This window comes from Micromonospora sp. NPDC049114 (assembly GCF_040648635.1).
Taxonomy (GTDB): domain Bacteria; phylum Actinomycetota; class Actinomycetes; order Mycobacteriales; family Micromonosporaceae; genus Micromonospora.
Genome location: NZ_JBEZEA010000003.1, coordinates 412,168 through 429,095 on the forward strand (window position 1 = coordinate 412,168; position 16,928 = coordinate 429,095).

Annotated in this window: 13 protein-coding genes; 4 read left to right on the forward strand and 9 right to left on the reverse strand. The window is 71.2% G+C overall.

Annotated features, from left to right (window positions below):
- Positions 1 to 14: 14 nt before the first annotated feature.
- A complete protein-coding gene (locus tag AB0B39_RS14765) occupies positions 15 to 2,285 on the forward strand; it encodes a family 20 glycosylhydrolase (RefSeq protein ID WP_357574550.1) in 2,271 nt (756 codons plus the stop codon).
- Between the two features lie 74 nt (positions 2,286 to 2,359).
- Complete coding sequence (locus AB0B39_RS14770) at positions 2,360 to 4,993, forward strand: discoidin domain-containing protein (RefSeq protein ID WP_357574551.1); 2,634 nt, start codon at positions 2,360 to 2,362, stop codon at positions 4,991 to 4,993.
- Positions 4,994 to 5,054: 61 nt separating this feature from the next.
- On the opposite strand, the gene AB0B39_RS14775 is transcribed toward AB0B39_RS14770, so the two are convergent.
- Genes AB0B39_RS14775 through AB0B39_RS14800 form a run of 6 tightly spaced genes read right to left on the reverse strand, consistent with a single transcriptional unit; the run spans position 5,055 to position 9,784 of the window.
- Positions 5,055 to 5,378, reverse strand: coding sequence for a DUF202 domain-containing protein (locus tag AB0B39_RS14775; protein ID WP_357574552.1), 324 nt, complete (start codon positions 5,376 to 5,378; stop codon positions 5,055 to 5,057).
- A gap of 15 nt (positions 5,379 to 5,393) precedes the next feature.
- Positions 5,394 to 5,762, reverse strand: coding sequence for a DUF202 domain-containing protein (locus AB0B39_RS14780; protein WP_357574553.1), 369 nt, complete (start codon positions 5,760 to 5,762; stop codon positions 5,394 to 5,396).
- Positions 5,759 to 7,171 (reverse strand): sulfatase, encoded by a 1,413-nt coding sequence (locus tag AB0B39_RS14785; RefSeq protein ID WP_357574554.1) that lies wholly within the window; start codon positions 7,169 to 7,171, stop codon positions 5,759 to 5,761. The genes AB0B39_RS14780 and AB0B39_RS14785 overlap by 4 nt, the downstream gene beginning before the upstream one ends.
- A gap of 23 nt (positions 7,172 to 7,194) precedes the next feature.
- Positions 7,195 to 8,196: an aliphatic sulfonate ABC transporter substrate-binding protein gene (locus AB0B39_RS14790; protein WP_357574555.1), complete on the reverse strand. Its 1,002-nt coding sequence runs from the start codon at positions 8,194 to 8,196 to the stop codon at positions 7,195 to 7,197.
- On the reverse strand, positions 8,193 to 8,975 hold the full coding sequence (locus tag AB0B39_RS14795) for an ABC transporter ATP-binding protein (protein ID WP_357495546.1): 783 nt from the start codon (positions 8,973 to 8,975) through the stop codon (positions 8,193 to 8,195). The genes AB0B39_RS14790 and AB0B39_RS14795 overlap by 4 nt, the downstream gene beginning before the upstream one ends.
- Positions 8,972 to 9,784, reverse strand: coding sequence for an ABC transporter permease (locus AB0B39_RS14800; RefSeq protein WP_234581667.1), 813 nt, complete (start codon positions 9,782 to 9,784; stop codon positions 8,972 to 8,974). The genes AB0B39_RS14795 and AB0B39_RS14800 overlap by 4 nt, the downstream gene beginning before the upstream one ends.
- Before the next feature lie 314 nt (positions 9,785 to 10,098).
- Between AB0B39_RS14800 and AB0B39_RS14805 the strand changes: the two genes are divergently transcribed.
- On the forward strand, positions 10,099 to 12,525 hold the full coding sequence (locus AB0B39_RS14805; RefSeq protein ID WP_357574556.1) for a family 20 glycosylhydrolase: 2,427 nt from the start codon (positions 10,099 to 10,101) through the stop codon (positions 12,523 to 12,525).
- A gap of 101 nt (positions 12,526 to 12,626) precedes the next feature.
- Positions 12,627 to 13,814 (forward strand): ROK family transcriptional regulator, encoded by a 1,188-nt coding sequence (locus tag AB0B39_RS14810; RefSeq protein ID WP_357574557.1) that lies wholly within the window; start codon positions 12,627 to 12,629, stop codon positions 13,812 to 13,814.
- On the opposite strand, the gene AB0B39_RS14815 is transcribed toward AB0B39_RS14810, so the two are convergent.
- From AB0B39_RS14815 to AB0B39_RS14825, 3 genes are read right to left on the reverse strand one after another with little or no spacing between them, the layout of a single operon-like run.
- The gene (locus AB0B39_RS14815) at positions 13,811 to 14,656 is read right to left on the reverse strand and encodes a class II fructose-bisphosphate aldolase (RefSeq protein ID WP_357574558.1); all 846 of its coding nucleotides are present in this window, start codon (positions 14,654 to 14,656) and stop codon (positions 13,811 to 13,813) included. The two genes, AB0B39_RS14810 and AB0B39_RS14815, sit on opposite strands and share 4 nt — an antisense overlap.
- Before the next feature lie 9 nt (positions 14,657 to 14,665).
- The gene (locus tag AB0B39_RS14820) at positions 14,666 to 15,562 is read right to left on the reverse strand and encodes an SIS domain-containing protein (RefSeq protein ID WP_357574559.1); all 897 of its coding nucleotides are present in this window, start codon (positions 15,560 to 15,562) and stop codon (positions 14,666 to 14,668) included.
- Positions 15,538 to 16,566, reverse strand: coding sequence for a 1-phosphofructokinase family hexose kinase (locus tag AB0B39_RS14825; protein WP_357495556.1), 1,029 nt, complete (start codon positions 16,564 to 16,566; stop codon positions 15,538 to 15,540). The genes AB0B39_RS14820 and AB0B39_RS14825 overlap by 25 nt, the downstream gene beginning before the upstream one ends.
- Between the last annotated feature and the right edge of the window lie 362 nt (positions 16,567 to 16,928).

Genomic DNA, 16,928 nt, shown 5'->3' on the forward strand with positions numbered 1-16,928 from the left:
GAGAGGAACGGTTCATGCGTCTTCGACGTATCAGCGTCACCGGAGCAGTGGGGGTCCTCGCCACCGCACTGCTGACCGTGCCGGCGACGCCGGCCTCGGCCGTACCGGGTGACCTACAGGTGATCCCGGCGCTGAAGCAGTGGACGGCGGGCACCGGCAGCTACACCTTCGGCGCCGCGACCCGGATCGTGGTGGACCCCGCCTACACCGCCCAACTCAACGACGACGCGGCAACGTTCGCCGCCGACCTGCGGGACCTGACCGGACGCACCGTGCCGGTCGCCACCGGAGCCGCCGCCACCGGCGACATCCGGCTGACCCTGGGCGGCAGCCAGCCCGCCGAGGGCTACACCATGACTGTCGGGTCGAGCATCGCCATCCAGGGCTCGACCGACGCGGGCGCCTTCTACGGCACCCGCACGGTGCTGCAACTGCTCAAACAGTCGACAACGGTCCCGGCGGGAACGACAACCGACTCCCCGACCAAGTCCGAACGCGGTCTGATGGTCGACGTGGGCCGCAAGTACTTCACCGTCGACTGGCTCCGCCGGCACGTCAAGGAGCTCGCCTACCTGAAGATGAACCGGTTGCACCTGCACCTGTCCGACTCGCAGGGGTTCCGGCTGGAGAGCACCACCCACCCGGAGGCGATGTCGGAGCAGTACTACACCAAGCAGCAGATCCGCGACCTCATCGCCCTGGCCACCCAGTACCACATCGAGGTCGTGCCCGAGATCGACATGCCGGGCCACATGAACGCCATCCTGGAAGACCACCCGGACCTGCAACTCGCCGACACGGCGGGCAACCGCAACCCCTACTACCTCGACCTGTCCAAGCCGGGCGCGTACACCCTGGCCCGCGACCTCATCACCGAGTTCCTGCCGCTGTTCCCCGGCCGGTACTGGCACATCGGCGCGGACGAATACATCGGCAACTACGCCGCCTACCCGCAGCTGTTGACGTACGCCCGCGCGACGTACGGGCCGAACGCCACCGCCAAGGACGCCTACTACGGCTTCATCAACTGGGCCAACGACATCGTCCGTGCCGGTGGCAAGACGACCCGGATGTGGAACGACGGAATCGGCACCGACGGCACCATCCGTCCGGCGTCGAACATCCACGTCGAGGTCTGGTACAACTACGGCATCTCCCCGCAGGCCCTGCTGGACCGCGGGCACACGATCTCCAACCAGGCGTGGAACCCCACCTACTACATCCTCGGCGTCGGCAAACCAAACGTGACGTGGGGCTACGAGACCTGGAACCCGGATCTGTTCCAGGGCAACAACACCATCAACACCCCCTCGCGCAACCTCGGCACCGTCGTGCACGTCTGGTGCGACAACCCGAACGCCGAGACCGAGGAGCAGGTCACCGCGGGCATCCGGACGATCCTGCGGGTGGTGGCCCAGCAGACCTGGGGGTCGCCGAAGCCGGCCGCCACGTACACCGCCTTCAGCGCCATCATGGACCGCATCGGTCGGGCTCCCGGCGGCCCGGCGGCGACGACCGGCAGCCTGTCGCTCAACCGACCGGTGACCGCGTCGTCGACCGAGACTCCCAGCTTCCCGGCCTCGGCGGCGGTGGACGGTGACCTCAGCACCCGCTGGTCGTCGGCCTACACCGACCCGAGCTGGATCCAGGTCGACCTCGGCAGCAGCCAGGAACTCTCCCGCGTCGCACTGCGCTGGGAGGCCGCCTACGCGAGGGCGTACCAGATTCAGACCTCGACCGACGGCACCACCTGGACGACCGCGGTGACCGTCACCGCCGGGGACGGCGGCCTCGACGAGCACGCCCTCAACACCACCGCCCGGTACGTGCGCATGCAGGGCACCGCACGGGCCACCACCTTCGGCTACTCCCTCTGGGAGTTCGAGGTCTACGGGCCGAAGAAGGGCATCATCACCGGCGCCGCCAGCAGCCGCTGCGTCGACATCCCCGGCAGCAACACCACGAACGGCACCGCGGTCAACCTCTGGGACTGCAACAGCGGACCCAACCAGACGTGGACCCACCGCAACGACGGCACCCTCACCGCCCTCGGCAAGTGCATGGAACCGGCGAGCGGAAGCGTCGCCGACGGCACCACGATCGTGATCAACGCCTGCACCAGCGCCACGACCCAGCGCTGGACCTACGACGCCACCTCGGGCAGCTACCGCACCGGCGGCAAGTGCCTCGACGCCAACGGCGGCGCGACCGCCAACGGCACCCGCCTCATCCTCTGGCCCTGCACCAACGGCGCCAACCAGCGCTGGAGCACCCCCACCGTCTGACCACCGATGGAGGCACGATGCAGCACGCCATGCCCCTGCCATCCTCATCGACAACACGGCCACGGCGGTTCGTCGTGCACACCATCGTCCTGGGTCTGATCGCCGGTGCCGTCGCGACGGTCGGGGGCCATCCGGCCCCGGCCGGCGCGGCGGTCCCGGCGGACCCGACCTACACCGACGCCGCCGGCCTGGTCTTCCCCGGCGTTCAACCGGGCGCGGCGACGGCGTCGCTCTCCGGCGGCAGCTTCACCATGGCCAACGCGGCGCTCTCGTCCACCTGGAGCGTGCAGGGCAGCACGGTGTCGCTGACCCGGTTCGACAACCGGGCGGCGAACGCGACAGTGCCGATGAGCCTGCGCGGGCTCTTCACCCTCACCCTGGCCGACGGCAGCACCATCACGACGGCGAACACGAGCGTCTCGGCCGGTCCGGTGGTCAGCGACCTGGCGGCGAACGCCGGGTCGGCACGGCTCGCGGAACGCTTCGCCGGCAAGGCGGTCACCACCACCTTCCGGTACGGCGGCGGCACCCGGACACTCGACGTGCAGTGGCAGGTGCGGCTGCGCGGTGGGGCCAACTCCGTACAGCACAGCTTCACCGTGCGTTCGGTGGCCGGCACGTTCGACGTGACCTCCCTGCGCCTGGTGGAACTCGGCCTCACCAACGCGCGGGTCCTCGGCAGCGACGACGGCAGCCCGGTGGTGCACGGCGCGGCCGGCAGCGAGACGGTGTTCGTCGGCATCGAGAACCCGATGGCGAAGGCGACAGTGAACGGGTCCGCCGTCGACATCACGGTGCCCCGCGCCGGTGCCCTCACCACCGGCGCGTCGTGGGTCTACACCGCCTCCACCGGCGTCTCCCCCGCCGGGCAGCTGCGCCGCTCGTTCCAGTACTACCTGCAACGCGAACGGGCCCACGACCGCCGGACGTTCCTGCACTACCAGAGCTGGCTGGACCTCAAGCCACCCGGCGAGGTGATCAACAGCGCCGAGCTGACCCGGGCGATCAACCTGTTCGGCACCCAGCTGCGCGACCGGGGCGCCACCATCGACAGCTTCTGGGTGGACGACGGCTGGGACTATCTGCGCACCCCCCAGGTCGACGAGACGAACCTGAACGTCTGGTCGTTCGACCCGACCCAGTTCCCCACCGGCTTCGCCCCACAGAAGGCCGCCGCCGCGCAGTACGGGGCCTCGATGTCGGTGTGGATGTCACCGTTCGGCGGGTACGGCACCAGCGCCGCCACCCGCCAGGCCATCAACGCGAGCAAACCCGCCGACCAGCGGTTGGAGACGCACAGCGGCGGCCAGTTCAAACTCGGCGGCGCCCGCTACCACGACCGGTTCCGGTCGGTCGCCTTCGACATGATGGACAACCAGGGGGTACGCGGCTTCAAGCTCGACGGCATCGGCGGCGGGCTCTACCAGTCCGGCCCGAACGCGAACTACATCGCCGACTACGAGGCCCTGCTCGGGCTGACCGGCGACCTGCGCGCGCACCAGAAGGACGTGTTCGTCAACGCCACGGTCGGCACCTGGGGCTCACCGTACTGGTTGTGGTTCACCGACTCGATCTGGCGCGACGGGCACGACGCCAGCCTGGTCGGCGCGGGCAGCGCGCAGCAGCGCTACGTCAACTACCGCGACTCGGAGACGTTCCGCAACAACGCCACGCAGAACCCGCTGTTCCCGATCCCGAGCCTGATGAACCACGGGATCATCTTCTCCGACCGCACCCCGCAGTTCACCGCCGACTACGACCTGACCAAGCCCAGTGTCCAGGCCGAGGTGTCGCAGGACATCCGTGCCTACTTCGCGCTCGGGCTGAGCCTTCAGGAGCTGTACGTCCGCAACACGCTCGTCGACGCGAGCCGGCCGGGCGCGGCCTGGTTCTGGGACACCGTGGCGGCCAACGCCCGGTGGGCGCGGGCCAACCAGGGGTTGCTCAGCGACGTGCACTGGGTCGGCGGTGACCCGGCCGCCGGAGCGGTCTACGGCACCGCCGCCTGGAACTCCTCGGCCGGCGCGTCGAAGGGGATGCTCATGCTGCGTAACCCGTCGGCGTCCGCGCAGAGTTTCACCGTCAACCCGCAGACGGTCTTCGAGCTGCCCGGCGGGACCCACCAGCGGTACCGGTTCACCGAGCGCGACGGGCGGCGTACCGGCTTCGTGTCGGGTCCGGCCGCACCGGTGAACATCACCCTCGCACCGTTCGAGGTGGCCGTCTTTGAGGCCGCACCGACCGACGAGCCGATCGGTGGCGGGGACAGCCCGCAGCTGCCCCGCAGCGGGTGGACCGCGACGGCGGACAGCGTCGAGACCGTCGGCGAGAACGGCGTCGCCGCCAACGCCATCGACGGCAACCCGGGCACCATCTGGCACACCCGCTACGTCGGGGGGGTCGCACCCATGCCGCACCAGCTCACCATCGACCTCGGCCGCAGTTTCCGCGTCGACAAACTCGACTACCTGCCCCGTCAGGACGGAGGCACCAACGGCACCATCGCCGACTACCAGATCCTGACCAGCGTCGACGGCACCACCTGGACGCAGGTCACCGCCGGCACCTTCGGCGCCGGCAGCACCCTGAAGACAGCGGTCTTCGCCCCCACCACGACCCGGTACGTGCGCCTGCGCACCACCCGCGCCGCGAACGGGGCCGGGTACGCCTCGGCCGCCGAGATCAACCTGTACGGATCGACGGCCTGACCGAATTCGCCGTCCCGGGGCGCCCCCTGTCGACGCCCCGGGACGGCAGCACCTGTCGCCCTCAGCGGGCGAGGACGTGGGCGAGGATCGCCATGCCGCCGACCGCCACCAACGCTCCGGCAGCAGCCAACGGTGCCGCGCCGTCGGGACGCCCGAGCCCGGTGGGCAGCCGCACGGTGCGGTACCGGCGTCGGGCCACCGTGACCACCGCGACGGCCAGCGGCGCGCAGGCCAGCACGATCCCCGCGGCGAACGGACGAGTCGGCAGCAGCTCCCGGCCGACGGCCACCAGCACGGCGGCCGTCGCCAGCGCCGTGCGTAGCCACGCCAGCAGGGTGCGTTCGGCCTGCGCCCCCCGGTCGGCGGGACGCGGTGGCTCCGTCACCTCAGCACCACGACATCAGAGCAGCACCACGACGGCGATCGTCACGCCGGCCGCGACCACCCCCACCGCCGACACGGCCACGACAGGTGTGGACGGCAGCGGCATCTGGAGCCGCAACGCCCGTTCGTTGCGGCTCCAGCGGGGGAACGCCTCGGCGGCCACCCCGACGGCGAGCACCGCGAGCACGACCGCCGCCCACTGCGAGCCGTCCGTACCGAAGGCCTTGACCGCCGCGGCGGCCACCATGAGACCCAGCGCGGTCCGCAGCCACGCGAGGAACGTGCGCTCGTTGGCGAGGGTGAACCTCGGGTCCGGCTCGGTGCCCACCCCGTAGACCCGGCGTGGCCAGCGGCGGTCGGCTCGTCCCGCCGACTCGTCAGTCACCCGGTGACCGCTGCCGGCGGCTGCCAGGGCGTGTCACCACACTCCTGCTGGACGCGGGCGAGCTCGGCGGTGAGGGCCGCCCGGATCGGCGCGTACGCCGGGTCGTCGTAGACGCTGCGCATCTCCCACGGATCGGCCCGCAGGTCGAACATCTCCCACTCCGGCTCCTGCGCCGTGGCGGAGGTGCCGGGCAGACCCAGCCCGTCGGCGTAGTAGTAGACGAGCTTGTGGTCGTGGGTGCGGACACCGTAGTGCGCCCACACGTGGTGCTCGTCGTCGTCGTGCTCCCAGTAGCGGTAGTACACCGACTGCCGCCAGTCGTCCACGTCCTCGCCGCGCAGCAGCGGGCGCAGTGAGCGCCCCTGCATGCGGCTGTCGGCCGGGACGCCGGCGTAGTCGAGGAACGTCTGGGCGAAGTCGACGTTCATGGCGAGCGCGCCGGTGGTGGAGCCGGCCGGGATCTCCGCTGGGTAGCGGATGAGGAACGGCATGCGCAGCGATTCCTCGTACATGAACCGCTTGTCGTACCAGCCGTGGTCGCCGAGGAAGAAGCCCTGGTCGGACGTGTAGACGACGATCGTGTCGTCGGTCAGCCCGTGCTCGTCGAGGTAGTCGAGCAGGCGGCCCACGTTGTCGTCGACGCTGGCGACGCAGCGCAGGTAGTCCTTGATGTACCGCTGGTAGGTCCAGAGCGCCGCCTCGTCCGGGTCGAGGTGCGGCGGCAGCATCTCCTTGATGTCGTTGGCGGTCAGGTCCCGGTCCACCCGCATCCGGGCGGCCCGGGCGGCAGCGGCGTGCCCGGAGTGGTCGTCGTCGAACGAGCCCGGTACGGCCACGTCGTCGACGTACATGTCGCGGTGTTTGTCGTCGGGCTCCCAGTTGCGGTGCGGCGCCTTGTGGTGCACCAGCAGGCAGAAGGGCCGCTGCTGGTCGCGCTGATCGAGCCAGTCGACGGCCAGGTCGGTGATGATGTTCGTGCAGTAGCCGGTGCGGACCTGTTCGGTGCCGTCCATGCCGATGAACACGGGGTCGCGGTAGCGGCCCTGACCGGGCACGACCTCCCAGTAGTCGAAACCGCGGGGGTCGTGCTCCGCGCCGTGCCCGAGGTGCCACTTGCCGACCAGCGCGGTCTGGTAGCCGGCCCGGCGCAGCAGCTCCGGGAAGACGAGCTGCCGGTTGTCGAACTCGGTCGACAACGTCTGCACGCCGTTGACGTGGTTGTAGGTGCCGGTGAGGATGGTGGCCCGGCTGGGCGCGCACAGGGAGTTGGTGCAGAAGCAGTTTTCCAGCAGGGCGCCACCGGTCGCGATGCGGTCGATGTGCGGCGTCTCGTTAATCTTGCTTCCGTAGGCGCCCACCGCGTGCGCGGCGTGGTCGTCGGCCATGATGAAGACGATGTTGGGCCGCACGGGTTGATCCCTTCTCACCGGACTCAGGACGCGTACGCGGCGGCGTCGTAGTAGGTGCTCGGGTCCACGACGTCCGGCAGCTTGCCGAGGTCCTTGAACAGGCCGTTGAGGCCGGTGAGCCAGCCCGCGACGGTACCGTCGGTGGACTTGGCGGCGAGTTCGGCCGACGGCAGGAACCGGGCGTTGCTGGCCTCGGCGCGGAGTTGCTCGACCGGCGCCGACTTGAGGAACTTCGCGGTGACCTCGACGGCGCGGTCCACGTTGGCCGCCCGCTCGTCGTTGGCGGCGCGCAGCACCGCGAGCACCTTCCTGACCAGCTCCGGCTTGCCGGTCACCACGTCGTTGCGCCCGACATAGGCGGACGGGAAGCTGATGTCCGGGTAGAAGTCGTCGTTCTTGGCCAGCTCGGCGAGGTTCGGGACCCGCTTCTTGATCGTGCCGATGAGCGGGTACCAGATGCCGGCGGCGTCGATCTGGCCGGACCCGAACGCGGTGACGACGGTGCTGGGATCCATCGTGACCTTCCTGACGTCGTCGATGGAGAGTCCGGCGCGTCGCAGGGCCAGCCGCACCATCATGTCGCCGGAGGTGCCCTCGGGTACGCCCACCTTCTTGCCCTTGAGCGCGGCCATGGAGGTGATGCCCGGCTGGGCGATGACCCGGTCGGCGAAGCCGAGCGAGTTGATGGCGATGACCCGGGCCTTGCCGGACGCCGGCAGCCACAGCGCGCCCGGACCGAGGTAGCCGAAGTCGAGGTCGCCCGCTCCGAGGGCCTGCACCTGGAGCGGCCCGTTGGTGAAGACCTTGAGGTCCGGCTTCAGGCCGTGCTGCGCCCAGAGCTTCTTGTCCTCGGCGATCGCCATCAGGCTCGCGCCGGTGAAGTCGGCGATGTAGCCCAGCTTCACCGGTTCGGTGGCCGAGCCGCCCGAACCGGACTTGTCGTCGTCGCCGCAGGCGGCGAGGGCCGCGGTGGCGCCGAGGCCGGCGATGCCGGCGAGCAGGGCGCGACGGGAGAGAGTGCTCATCGGGATGCACCTTCCTGAGGGGTCTGGTGGTAGACAGCGCGCCAGACCCGATTGCGGATCCGGGAGAATTCCGGGGAGAGGCGGACCGCTTCGGTCCGCGGGTAGGGCAGGTCGACGTCGATGACCTCGTGCACCCGGCCCGGCCGGGCCGCCATGACGACGACCCGGTTGGCGAGGTAGACGGCCTCGTCGACGTCGTGGGTGATGAACAGGACGGTCCGTCGCTCGGAGCCCCAGGTGGCCAGCAGCTGATCCTGCATCTGCACCCGGGTGAGGGCGTCGAGGGCGCCGAAGGGTTCGTCCATGAGCAGGACGCCCGGGTCGACGGCGTACGCGCGGGCGATGGCGCACCGCTGCCGCATCCCACCGGACAGCATGCGGGGCAGCGCGTCGGCGAAGTCGGTCAGCCCCACGAGGTCGATGAAGTGCTGCGCCCGTCGGCGCCGTTCGGCCCGCCCCACCTTGGCGATCCGGAGACCGAACTCGACGTTCTCGCGCACGGTGAGCCAGGGGAACAGCGCGTACTGCTGGAAGATGACGCCGCGTTCCGGGCCGGGCCCCCGCACCTGTCGTGCGTCGACGAGCACCTCGCCGCCGGTGGGTTCGACGAGGCCGGCGGCGATGTTCATCAGCGTCGACTTGCCGCAGCCGGACGGCCCGACCACTGTGACGAACTCCCGGTCGGCGATGTCCAGGTCGACGTCGCGCAACGCGTGGAACGGCTTGCCGCCCACCTCGAACGTGCGGCTGGTGGAGCGGAAGGAGATCTTCTCGGTCATCGGCGTTCCTGCCATCCGGTGAGGCGCTTCTCGGCGGCGAGCAGGAGCCGATCCATGACCAGGCCGAGCACACCGATGGTGATCAGGCCGACGAAGATGCTCGGCAGGTCGTAGTAGATCTGCGCCTGCTGCATCCGGTAGCCGAGGCCCTCCTGCGCGGCGATCAACTCGGCGGCGACGAGTGTCGCCCAGGCCGCGCCGAGGCCGACGCGCATGCCGACCAGGATGAACGGGGTGGACGCGGGGACCACCACCCGGCGGAACACCACCGCGTCGTTGGCGCCGAGCACCCGGGCAGCGTTGATCATGGTTTTGTCGACGTTCACCACGCCCTGGAACGTCGACACGACGCAGGACAGGAACGCGGCGAGGAAGATGACGAAGATCTTCGGGGTCTCCCCGATGCCCATGAGCAGGATGGCCAGCGGGATGACGGCCAGGGGCGGGATCGTGCGGAAGAACTGCACGTAGGGCTCGATCAGCCCGCGTGCCGTCCCGTACCAGCCCATGAGGAAGCCGACCGGGATCGCAAGGGCACTGCCGAGCGCGAAACCGATAAGCACCCGACGCAGGCTGGCGAGGCTGTCGTCGAGGAGGGTGCCGTCCATCGCCAGCTCACCGGCGCGGACGGCGACCTCCTGCGGTCCCGGGAGGCCCGAGACCCCGATCTGTGCCAGCACGGTCCAGATGCCGATGCCCAGCACGACGGCGATCACGTTCCACACCAGCAGCGGTACGGCGCGGCGCTGCGGCGACGCCGCGGTGGTCTCCGACCCTCGGGGTGGGGACGGTTGAACGTCTATCGCCACGGTGGTGCTCCGTAGCCCAGCTCGGACATGGGGCCCCTTTCCGGTCGGCGGCGCTGAAGGTAAGCGAATCTTTGGTGACTCGACGAATCATGTCAACCCTTCGGACTAAAAAGCCCGAGCTGGGAGCGCTGCGGCGGTTCATAAGATGTCAGACCTCTAGCCCGCAGCCTAGGGCTGGCCGCGCCACGTGACAACGCCCGGCCGGCATACCCGTTTATTGTCCGGCCCATTGACTAAATTGAACGGCTTGACCAGACTGCGGCTACCCGAGCCACCAGTCTCCCGGCGAGCCGGGCGACGGACGAAGGAGTCCCATGTCGATTCCGCGCTCCCGCCACACCCCTGGATCCCGACGCCGCCTGAGCGCGGCGAAGCTCGCCGTGCTGGTCACCGCGTCGCTGCTCGCGCCGCTTCCGGCCGGCACGCCGGCCGTGGCCGCGCCGGTGAACCTGGCCCGCACCGGCACCGCCACCGCGTCGAGCGTCGAACTCGACCGCGCCGACTTCGTCGCCGCACACGTCAACGACGGCGACCGCGGCACCAGGTGGTCGTCGAAGTACCAGGACGACAGCTGGGTCCAGGTACGGCTGGCCAGCGCCGCCCGGGTCGACCACGTGACGCTGACCTGGCCCAACGCGTGCGCCCGCGACTTCTCCCTGCAGACGTCGACCGACGGCGTCGCGTGGACCACAGTGACCCGCCTCCAGCGCGACACCTGCCCCCGCACCGACGTCATCGCGGTCAACTCGTCCCAGCCGGTGTCCTACGTACGGATGCAGGGCCACCAGCGATGGGCCGGTTACGGCTACTCGATCTCCGAGTTCGAGATCTGGGACGGCACCGAGCCGGCACCGGCACCCTCGCTGGGCCTGCTGCCCAAGCCGGTGTCGCTCGCGGAGAACGGCGGCACGCCGTACACCCTGAACCCGAGCACACCGATCGTCGCGGTCGGATCGCCGGCGACAGCACCTGCCACCTACCTCGCCGGGCTGCTCCGCCCCGCCACCGGGTACGCCCTGCCGGTGGTCACCCAGAGCACCGCGCCCGCGCCCATCGTCGTGGAGGTGGGGGCCGGCAAGGGTCCGGCCGGCCACACCGCCGAGGGGTACCGGTTGGTCGTCACCAGCGGCACGGTCCGGATCAGCGCCGACACGGCGAACGGCGCGCTCAACGGGGTGCAGACGCTGCGGCAACTCCTGCCCCAGTGGGTGGAGTCCGACACCGTCGTGAGCACCGCGTGGACGGTGCCGGCGGTGACCATCACCGACTACCCGCGCTTCGCCCACCGCGCGATGATGCTCGACGTCGCCCGCAGCTTCTACCCGATGAACGAGATCAAGGCGTACATCGACAGCGCCGCGCAATACAAGATCAATCGTCTGCACCTGCACCTGACCGACGACCAGGGCTGGCGGATCGCCATCGACAACCCGGCGAGCAACCCGGCGGGCATCGACTACGGCCGGCTCACCTCGGTCAGCGGACGCACCGCCATGACCTACAACGACAGCGGTCAACTGATGGGCACCGAGCTGGGTGTCACCGGCTTCTACACCCGGGCCGACTACGCCGAGATCGTGCGCTACGCCGGTTTGAACGGCATGACGGTCATCCCGGAGATCGACATGCCGGGGCACACCAACGCGGCGCTGCACGCCATCCCCCAGCTGAACACCGCCGGCGCCCAGCCCAAGCCGGCGTCCGGCCAGCAGACCGCGCCGGCCAACGGCACCGGCAACGTCGGCTACTCGACGCTCGACTCCGCCAGCGCGACGACGTACGAGTTCGCCACGCAGGTCCTGACCCAGATCGCCGCCATGACGCCGGGGCCCTACCTGCACATCGGCGGCGACGAGGCGCACGTGACCAGCCACGCGAACTACACCACGATGGTCGACGCCTTCACCGCGACTGTCGCGTCGCTCGGCAAGACCGTGGTCGGCTGGAACGAGTACGCCGGCACGGCGCTGCCGCAGGGCAACGCGGTGGTGCAGTACTGGAACGGCGACCGCACGGCGGTGGCCAACGCGGTGAACGGCCGCGGCGCCCGGGTCGTCCTCTCCCCCGCCGCCCACACGTACGTGCCGCAGAAGCAGGATTCCCGCCAGCCGCTCGGCGGCACCTGGGCGTGCGGTGGACCGTGCGGGCTGGACCGCCACTACAACTGGGACCCGGGCACCTTCATCCCGAACATCGCCGAGACCAGCGTGCTCGGGGTCGAATCGGCCCTGTGGGGCGAGTTCATCCGCCGCGTCGGCCAGGCGCAGTACTACAGCTTCCCGCGCCTCATCGCCACCGCCGAGGTGGGGTGGACGCCGCAGGCGCAGCGCGACTACGCCGACTTCACCACCCGCCTGTCCGTGGCCGGGGGACGGTTGACCGTCGAGGGCGTCAACTTCTTCCCCACCTCCGACGTGCCGTGGCGCCACCAGGCGATCGGCCGGCCCACCGCCGTCGTCGTCGGCGCACCGGCCGGCGCCACCTGGACGATCACCGCCCCCGGGCTCCGCAGCACCGACCTGGCCGCCACGATCACCTGGAGCGACGGCCGGGTGGAGGCGTTGACGCCCACCGCGACGCGCGAGCCGAGCATCCCGGCGATGCAGATCAACAGCGCGTTCGCCGTGGTGTCCCGGCGCACGTTCGGCGCGGCGGGGACGTACACCGGGACGTTGTCCGTGCGGTCGGCCGGGCTGGCCCCGGTCCAGGCGGCCCTGAGCGTCACCGTCCGCGCCAGCTGACCGCCGGCCGGCGCCGCCACCTCACCACGTGGCGGCGCCGGCCACCGCGCCGTACGTTGCCGCGACGACACCCGGAGGCAGGCGTCGGTCATGATGGTGCCGTGATCGAACGCCCGGATGCCATGCAACGCGTGCGGCTGGCGCACACGGAGGCCCTGCTGGCCCAGCTCCGCAGCGCCGGCCCGCTCAGTCGGGCCGACCTCATCCGGCTGACCGGGCTGTCGCGCACCACCCTCTTCGACATCATCGCCGACCTCATCGCCCGCGGTGTGGTCGTCGAGCGGGAACCCGCGCTGTCCGGCCACCGGGGCCGGGGACGGCCGTCCACGACAGTCAGCCTCAACCCGTCCGCCGGCCGCATCGTCGGCATCGACCTCGGCCGGGCGACGATCACCGTCATCGTCGCCACACTGGGGCACGACATCCTGGCCCGGGGCAGCCGCCCCGTCGCGCTGGCGGCGGGGCCGGCCCGGCGGGCCAACGCCGCGATCAAGCTGATCGACGACCTCGTGCAGGAGCACGACATCGACCTGCGGGCGCTGGAGGCGATCGGCCTCGGCCTGCCCGGCCTGGTGGCCGGCCCGGCTCGTCCGGCGGGCGGCGCCAGCCCGTCGGCGGCCGCCAAGCAGGTCCGCACGCGGATCCAGGACCGGTACGGCGTCGCCGTCGTCACCGACAACAACTCGCGGCTGGCCGCGCTCGCCGAGGGCACCTGGGGAGCGGCCCGCGACGTGCGGGACGCCATCTACGTCCGGTGGAGTGACGGCGTCGGTGGCGGCCTCATCGTCGATGGCCGGCTCGCCCGCGGGGCGAACGGCGCGGCCGGCGAGATCGGCCACGTCAGCGTGGATCCCGACGGGGACCCGTGTCCGTGCGGTGGCCGCGGGTGCCTGGAACTGCTGATCCGTCCGTCGGCGCTCATCGAGCGCTGCGCCGCCCGGGGCGTGACCGTCAGCGACCCGGCCAACCTGGTGGCGCGGGCCCGCGCCGGCGAGCGGACAGTCGAGGACGTGGTGCGGCACGCCGCGACGCTGCTCGGTCGCGTGCTGGCGGGCATGGTGGTGCAGGTGGATCCGGGCACGGTGGCCATCGGCGGCACCCTGGCCCACGCCGGCGAGGTGGTGCTCGGGCCGGTCCGCGCGGCGATCGCCGAACTGGCGATGCCCCGACACACCCGCCACCCGGACGTCGTGCCGGCCCAGTTCGGCGACGAGGGCGGTGCCCTCGGCGCCGTCGCGGCCGCCCTGCGGCTCAACCTGTCCGAGCCGGCACCCGCCTTCCCCGCCTAGAAGCGGGCCCTGGGAAGGAGCGTGAGCAGCCGCTCGACGTTGTCGGTCACCGCGTCCCGGCCGGCCGCGAGGTATCGGCGCGGGTCGCGGGAGTGCGGCACGGCGGCGCGGACCGCGTCGGTGAACGCCACGTTGAGGGCCGTACCGACGTTGATCTTCACCATGCCACGGGTGACCGCGGCGCGGATCTGCTCCAGCGGCACCCCGGAGGAGCCGTGCAGGACCAGGGGCACCGGTACGGCGTCGCGGATCGCGGCCACCAGGTCGAGATCCAGCGAGGCGGTCCGGTCGGCCATCGCGTGGGAGCTGCCCACCGCGACCGCGAGGGCGTCGACGCCGGTCTCGGCGACGTAGCGGGCGGCCTCGGCCGGGTCGGTGCGGACCCCGGCGGTGTGGGCGCTCGCCGGGGCGTCCGGTTTACCGCCGACGTAGCCGAGTTCCGCCTCCACCCACAGCCGGTGGTCGTGCGCCCACTCGGTCGCCTTGCGGGTGGCGGCCACGTTCGCGGCGTACGGCAGCGTGGACGCGTCGACCATCACGGAGCTGAATCCGGCGTCGGCCGCCTGCTCCAGCAGGGTGGTGTCCTCGACGTGGTCCAGGTGCAGCGACAGGGTGGCGCTGGAACGCCAGGCGACCTCGGCCGTCGCCGCCGCGATGGCGGACACGCCGGAGTGGTAGCGCGCGGCGTTCTGACTGATCTGCAGGATCGCGGGACGACCGGCACGCTCCGCCGCGGCGGCGATCGCCTGGGCGTACTCGATCGTGATCACGTTGAACGCGAGCACGCCGGTACCGGCGGCCCGGGCCGCCGCTACCAGGTCGGCGGTGGGAACGAGGGTCATCTCGGGTCCTCAGGCGACCGGCGCGGTCAGGACGACGGACCGGGTGAGCAGCCGGGGCTGGTCCGGATGCAGGCCGCGACGCACGGCGAGTTCCACGGCGACGCGCTGCGCGGTCGTGAGGTGCGCCATGGCGTCGATGTCCTCGTGCACCACGATCGCCCCGGTGGCGGCCAGGTCGTCGAGGAGGCCCGGCACCACCGGCCCGAAGATCCAGACCACCGACCGGTGGTCCACCACGCTGATCGGACCGTGCCGGAACTCCATCGCCGGGTACGACTCGGCCCACATCTGTGCCGCTTCCCGCAGCTTGAGGGCCGCCTCGTGCGCCACGCCCACCGTCCAGCCGGTGCCGAGGAAGGTGAACTGGTCCCTACCGACCACTGCCGGGTCGAGTGGTGTGGCCAGCTGGGTGCGCGCCTGGTCGATGGCCTGGGTGAGGTCCTCGCCGAGACCGGCACGCCAGAGGGCGAGCGCGGTAGTGGCGAAGCGGGTCTGCACCACCGACTGCTCGTCGGCGAAGTCGAGGACGACGCAGTCGCTCACGAGCCGGGTCACCGGCCGGTCGGCGTCGGTGGTGAGCACTGTCGAGCGGCTGCCGGGCGGCACCTGCTCAAGGAGCCGGATCACCTCGGTGGTGGTGCCGGAACGGGTGATGGCAACCACGCGGTCGTACCGTCGCCCGGTGGGGAACTCCGACGCGGCGAAGGCGTCGGTCTCACCCTGGCCGGCCGACTCCCGCAGCGCCGCGAAACTCTGCGCCATGAAGTACGACGTGCCGCAGCCCACGACGGCGACCCGTTCGCCCGGTTGGGGCAGGGCCCGCGCCACGGCCGGTCGGGCGACCAGATCCACGGCGCGACGCCACGTCTCGGGCTGGGAGGTTATCTCGGAGGCGACGTGCGACACGGTTCCTGCTCTCTGTCGGTGTGGTGCTCGTGCAGTTCGTCGACAGTGGTTCCGGGCAGCAGCCGGGAAGCCACGGCGTCGTCGTACTCGCCTGCCCACGGGCAGGCGACGGCGGCCGCCGAGACGGCCGCGCCTCGGGCGAGGACGTCCCGCCAGGGCGCGCGGGTGAGGAGCCCGTGCGCGAGCACTGCCGCGAGGGCGTCGCCGGCGCCGGTCGGGTTGCCGGCCACCCGTTCGGGCGCGCGGGCGTCGTAGGCGGTCCCGCCGTTGACCGCCACGAACCCGTCCGCGCCACGGGACACGACGCCGGCGTCGGCGCCGAGCCGGACGAGCCGGTGCGCCACCTCGACGGCGTCGTCGCGGGTGCGCACCGGGCGGCCGAGCAGATCCGCAGCCTCGTGGGCGTTGGGTTTCACCAGCGTCGGGGTGGCGGTGAGCGCGTGGCGGAGCGCGGCACCCTCGGTGTCCACGATGGTCTCGGCACCGCCGGCCCGCGCGATGGTGACGAGATCGCGGTACGCGGTCTCGGGGACGCCGGGTGGCCGGCTGCCGGACAGCACCACCACCCGGGCCGCCCGGACCCGCTGGGCGAACACGTCCCGGAACGCCACCCACTGGGCGGCGGTGACGTACGGACCTGGTTCGTTGAGGACTGTCGCCGTATCCCGCCCGAGGACGGTGACCGTGCGGCGGGTCTCCGCGTCGAGGCGGGTGAACTGAGCCGGTACGCCGGCGGTCGCCAACTCGGCCTCGATCTGCTCGCCGGCGGCGCCGCCGGCCAGGCCGAGGACCATCGTCTCGGCGCCCAACTGCCGCAGCACCCGGGCCACGTTCAGGCCCTTGCCGCCGGCGCGGGAGACCACGTCCGTCACCCGGTGGGAGGCGTCCGGCACCAGGTCGGGCACGGTGTAGGTGACGTCCAGGGCCGGATTGAGCGCCACCGAGATGATCAGCTCGCCGGGCATCCCGGACTCCGGCGGACCGCCGTCCAGGTCTCGTTTCATGTCCGCCTCTTCCGACGATGCCGGCAACACGAGCGCGCATGATCTGTCATGACGTCCAAGCGCCAGAATCACTCACGATGTTGCAGACACTAGGATCTGGCATCGGCGGCGTCAAGGTCGGTCCCGAGCGCTCACACGCGCTCACGGCCTCCGTTGGCACCAACATCCAGGAAGCCACAGCGTGCTGGCAGGTCCGCGTGCCACGCTCGAACCCCAGTTAAAAGTTGCACCAACTTGCACGGCCCCGCGAGACCGGCGGCCGGAGCGCCGCCGGTAACGGCGGCCGAGAGCCGGGAACCCCTCCCTTGACGGGCGTCGATATCCCTCGTAAGTTCGTCCGACATCAGACGTAGGACAATCCC

Coding starts and splice junctions, on each gene's coding strand:
- AB0B39_RS14765 (WP_357574550.1), top strand. CDS start 15: ATGCGTCTTCGACGTATCAGCGTCACCGGAGCAGTGGGGGTCCTCGCC.
- AB0B39_RS14790 (WP_357574555.1), bottom strand. CDS start 8,196: ATGAGCACTCTCTCCCGTCGCGCCCTGCTCGCCGGCATCGCCGGCCTC.
- AB0B39_RS14795 (WP_357495546.1), bottom strand. CDS start 8,975: ATGACCGAGAAGATCTCCTTCCGCTCCACCAGCCGCACGTTCGAGGTG.
- AB0B39_RS14805 (WP_357574556.1), top strand. CDS start 10,099: ATGTCGATTCCGCGCTCCCGCCACACCCCTGGATCCCGACGCCGCCTG.
- AB0B39_RS14815 (WP_357574558.1), bottom strand. CDS start 14,656: ATGACCCTCGTTCCCACCGCCGACCTGGTAGCGGCGGCCCGGGCCGCC.
- AB0B39_RS14825 (WP_357495556.1), bottom strand. CDS start 16,566: ATGAAACGAGACCTGGACGGCGGTCCGCCGGAGTCCGGGATGCCCGGC.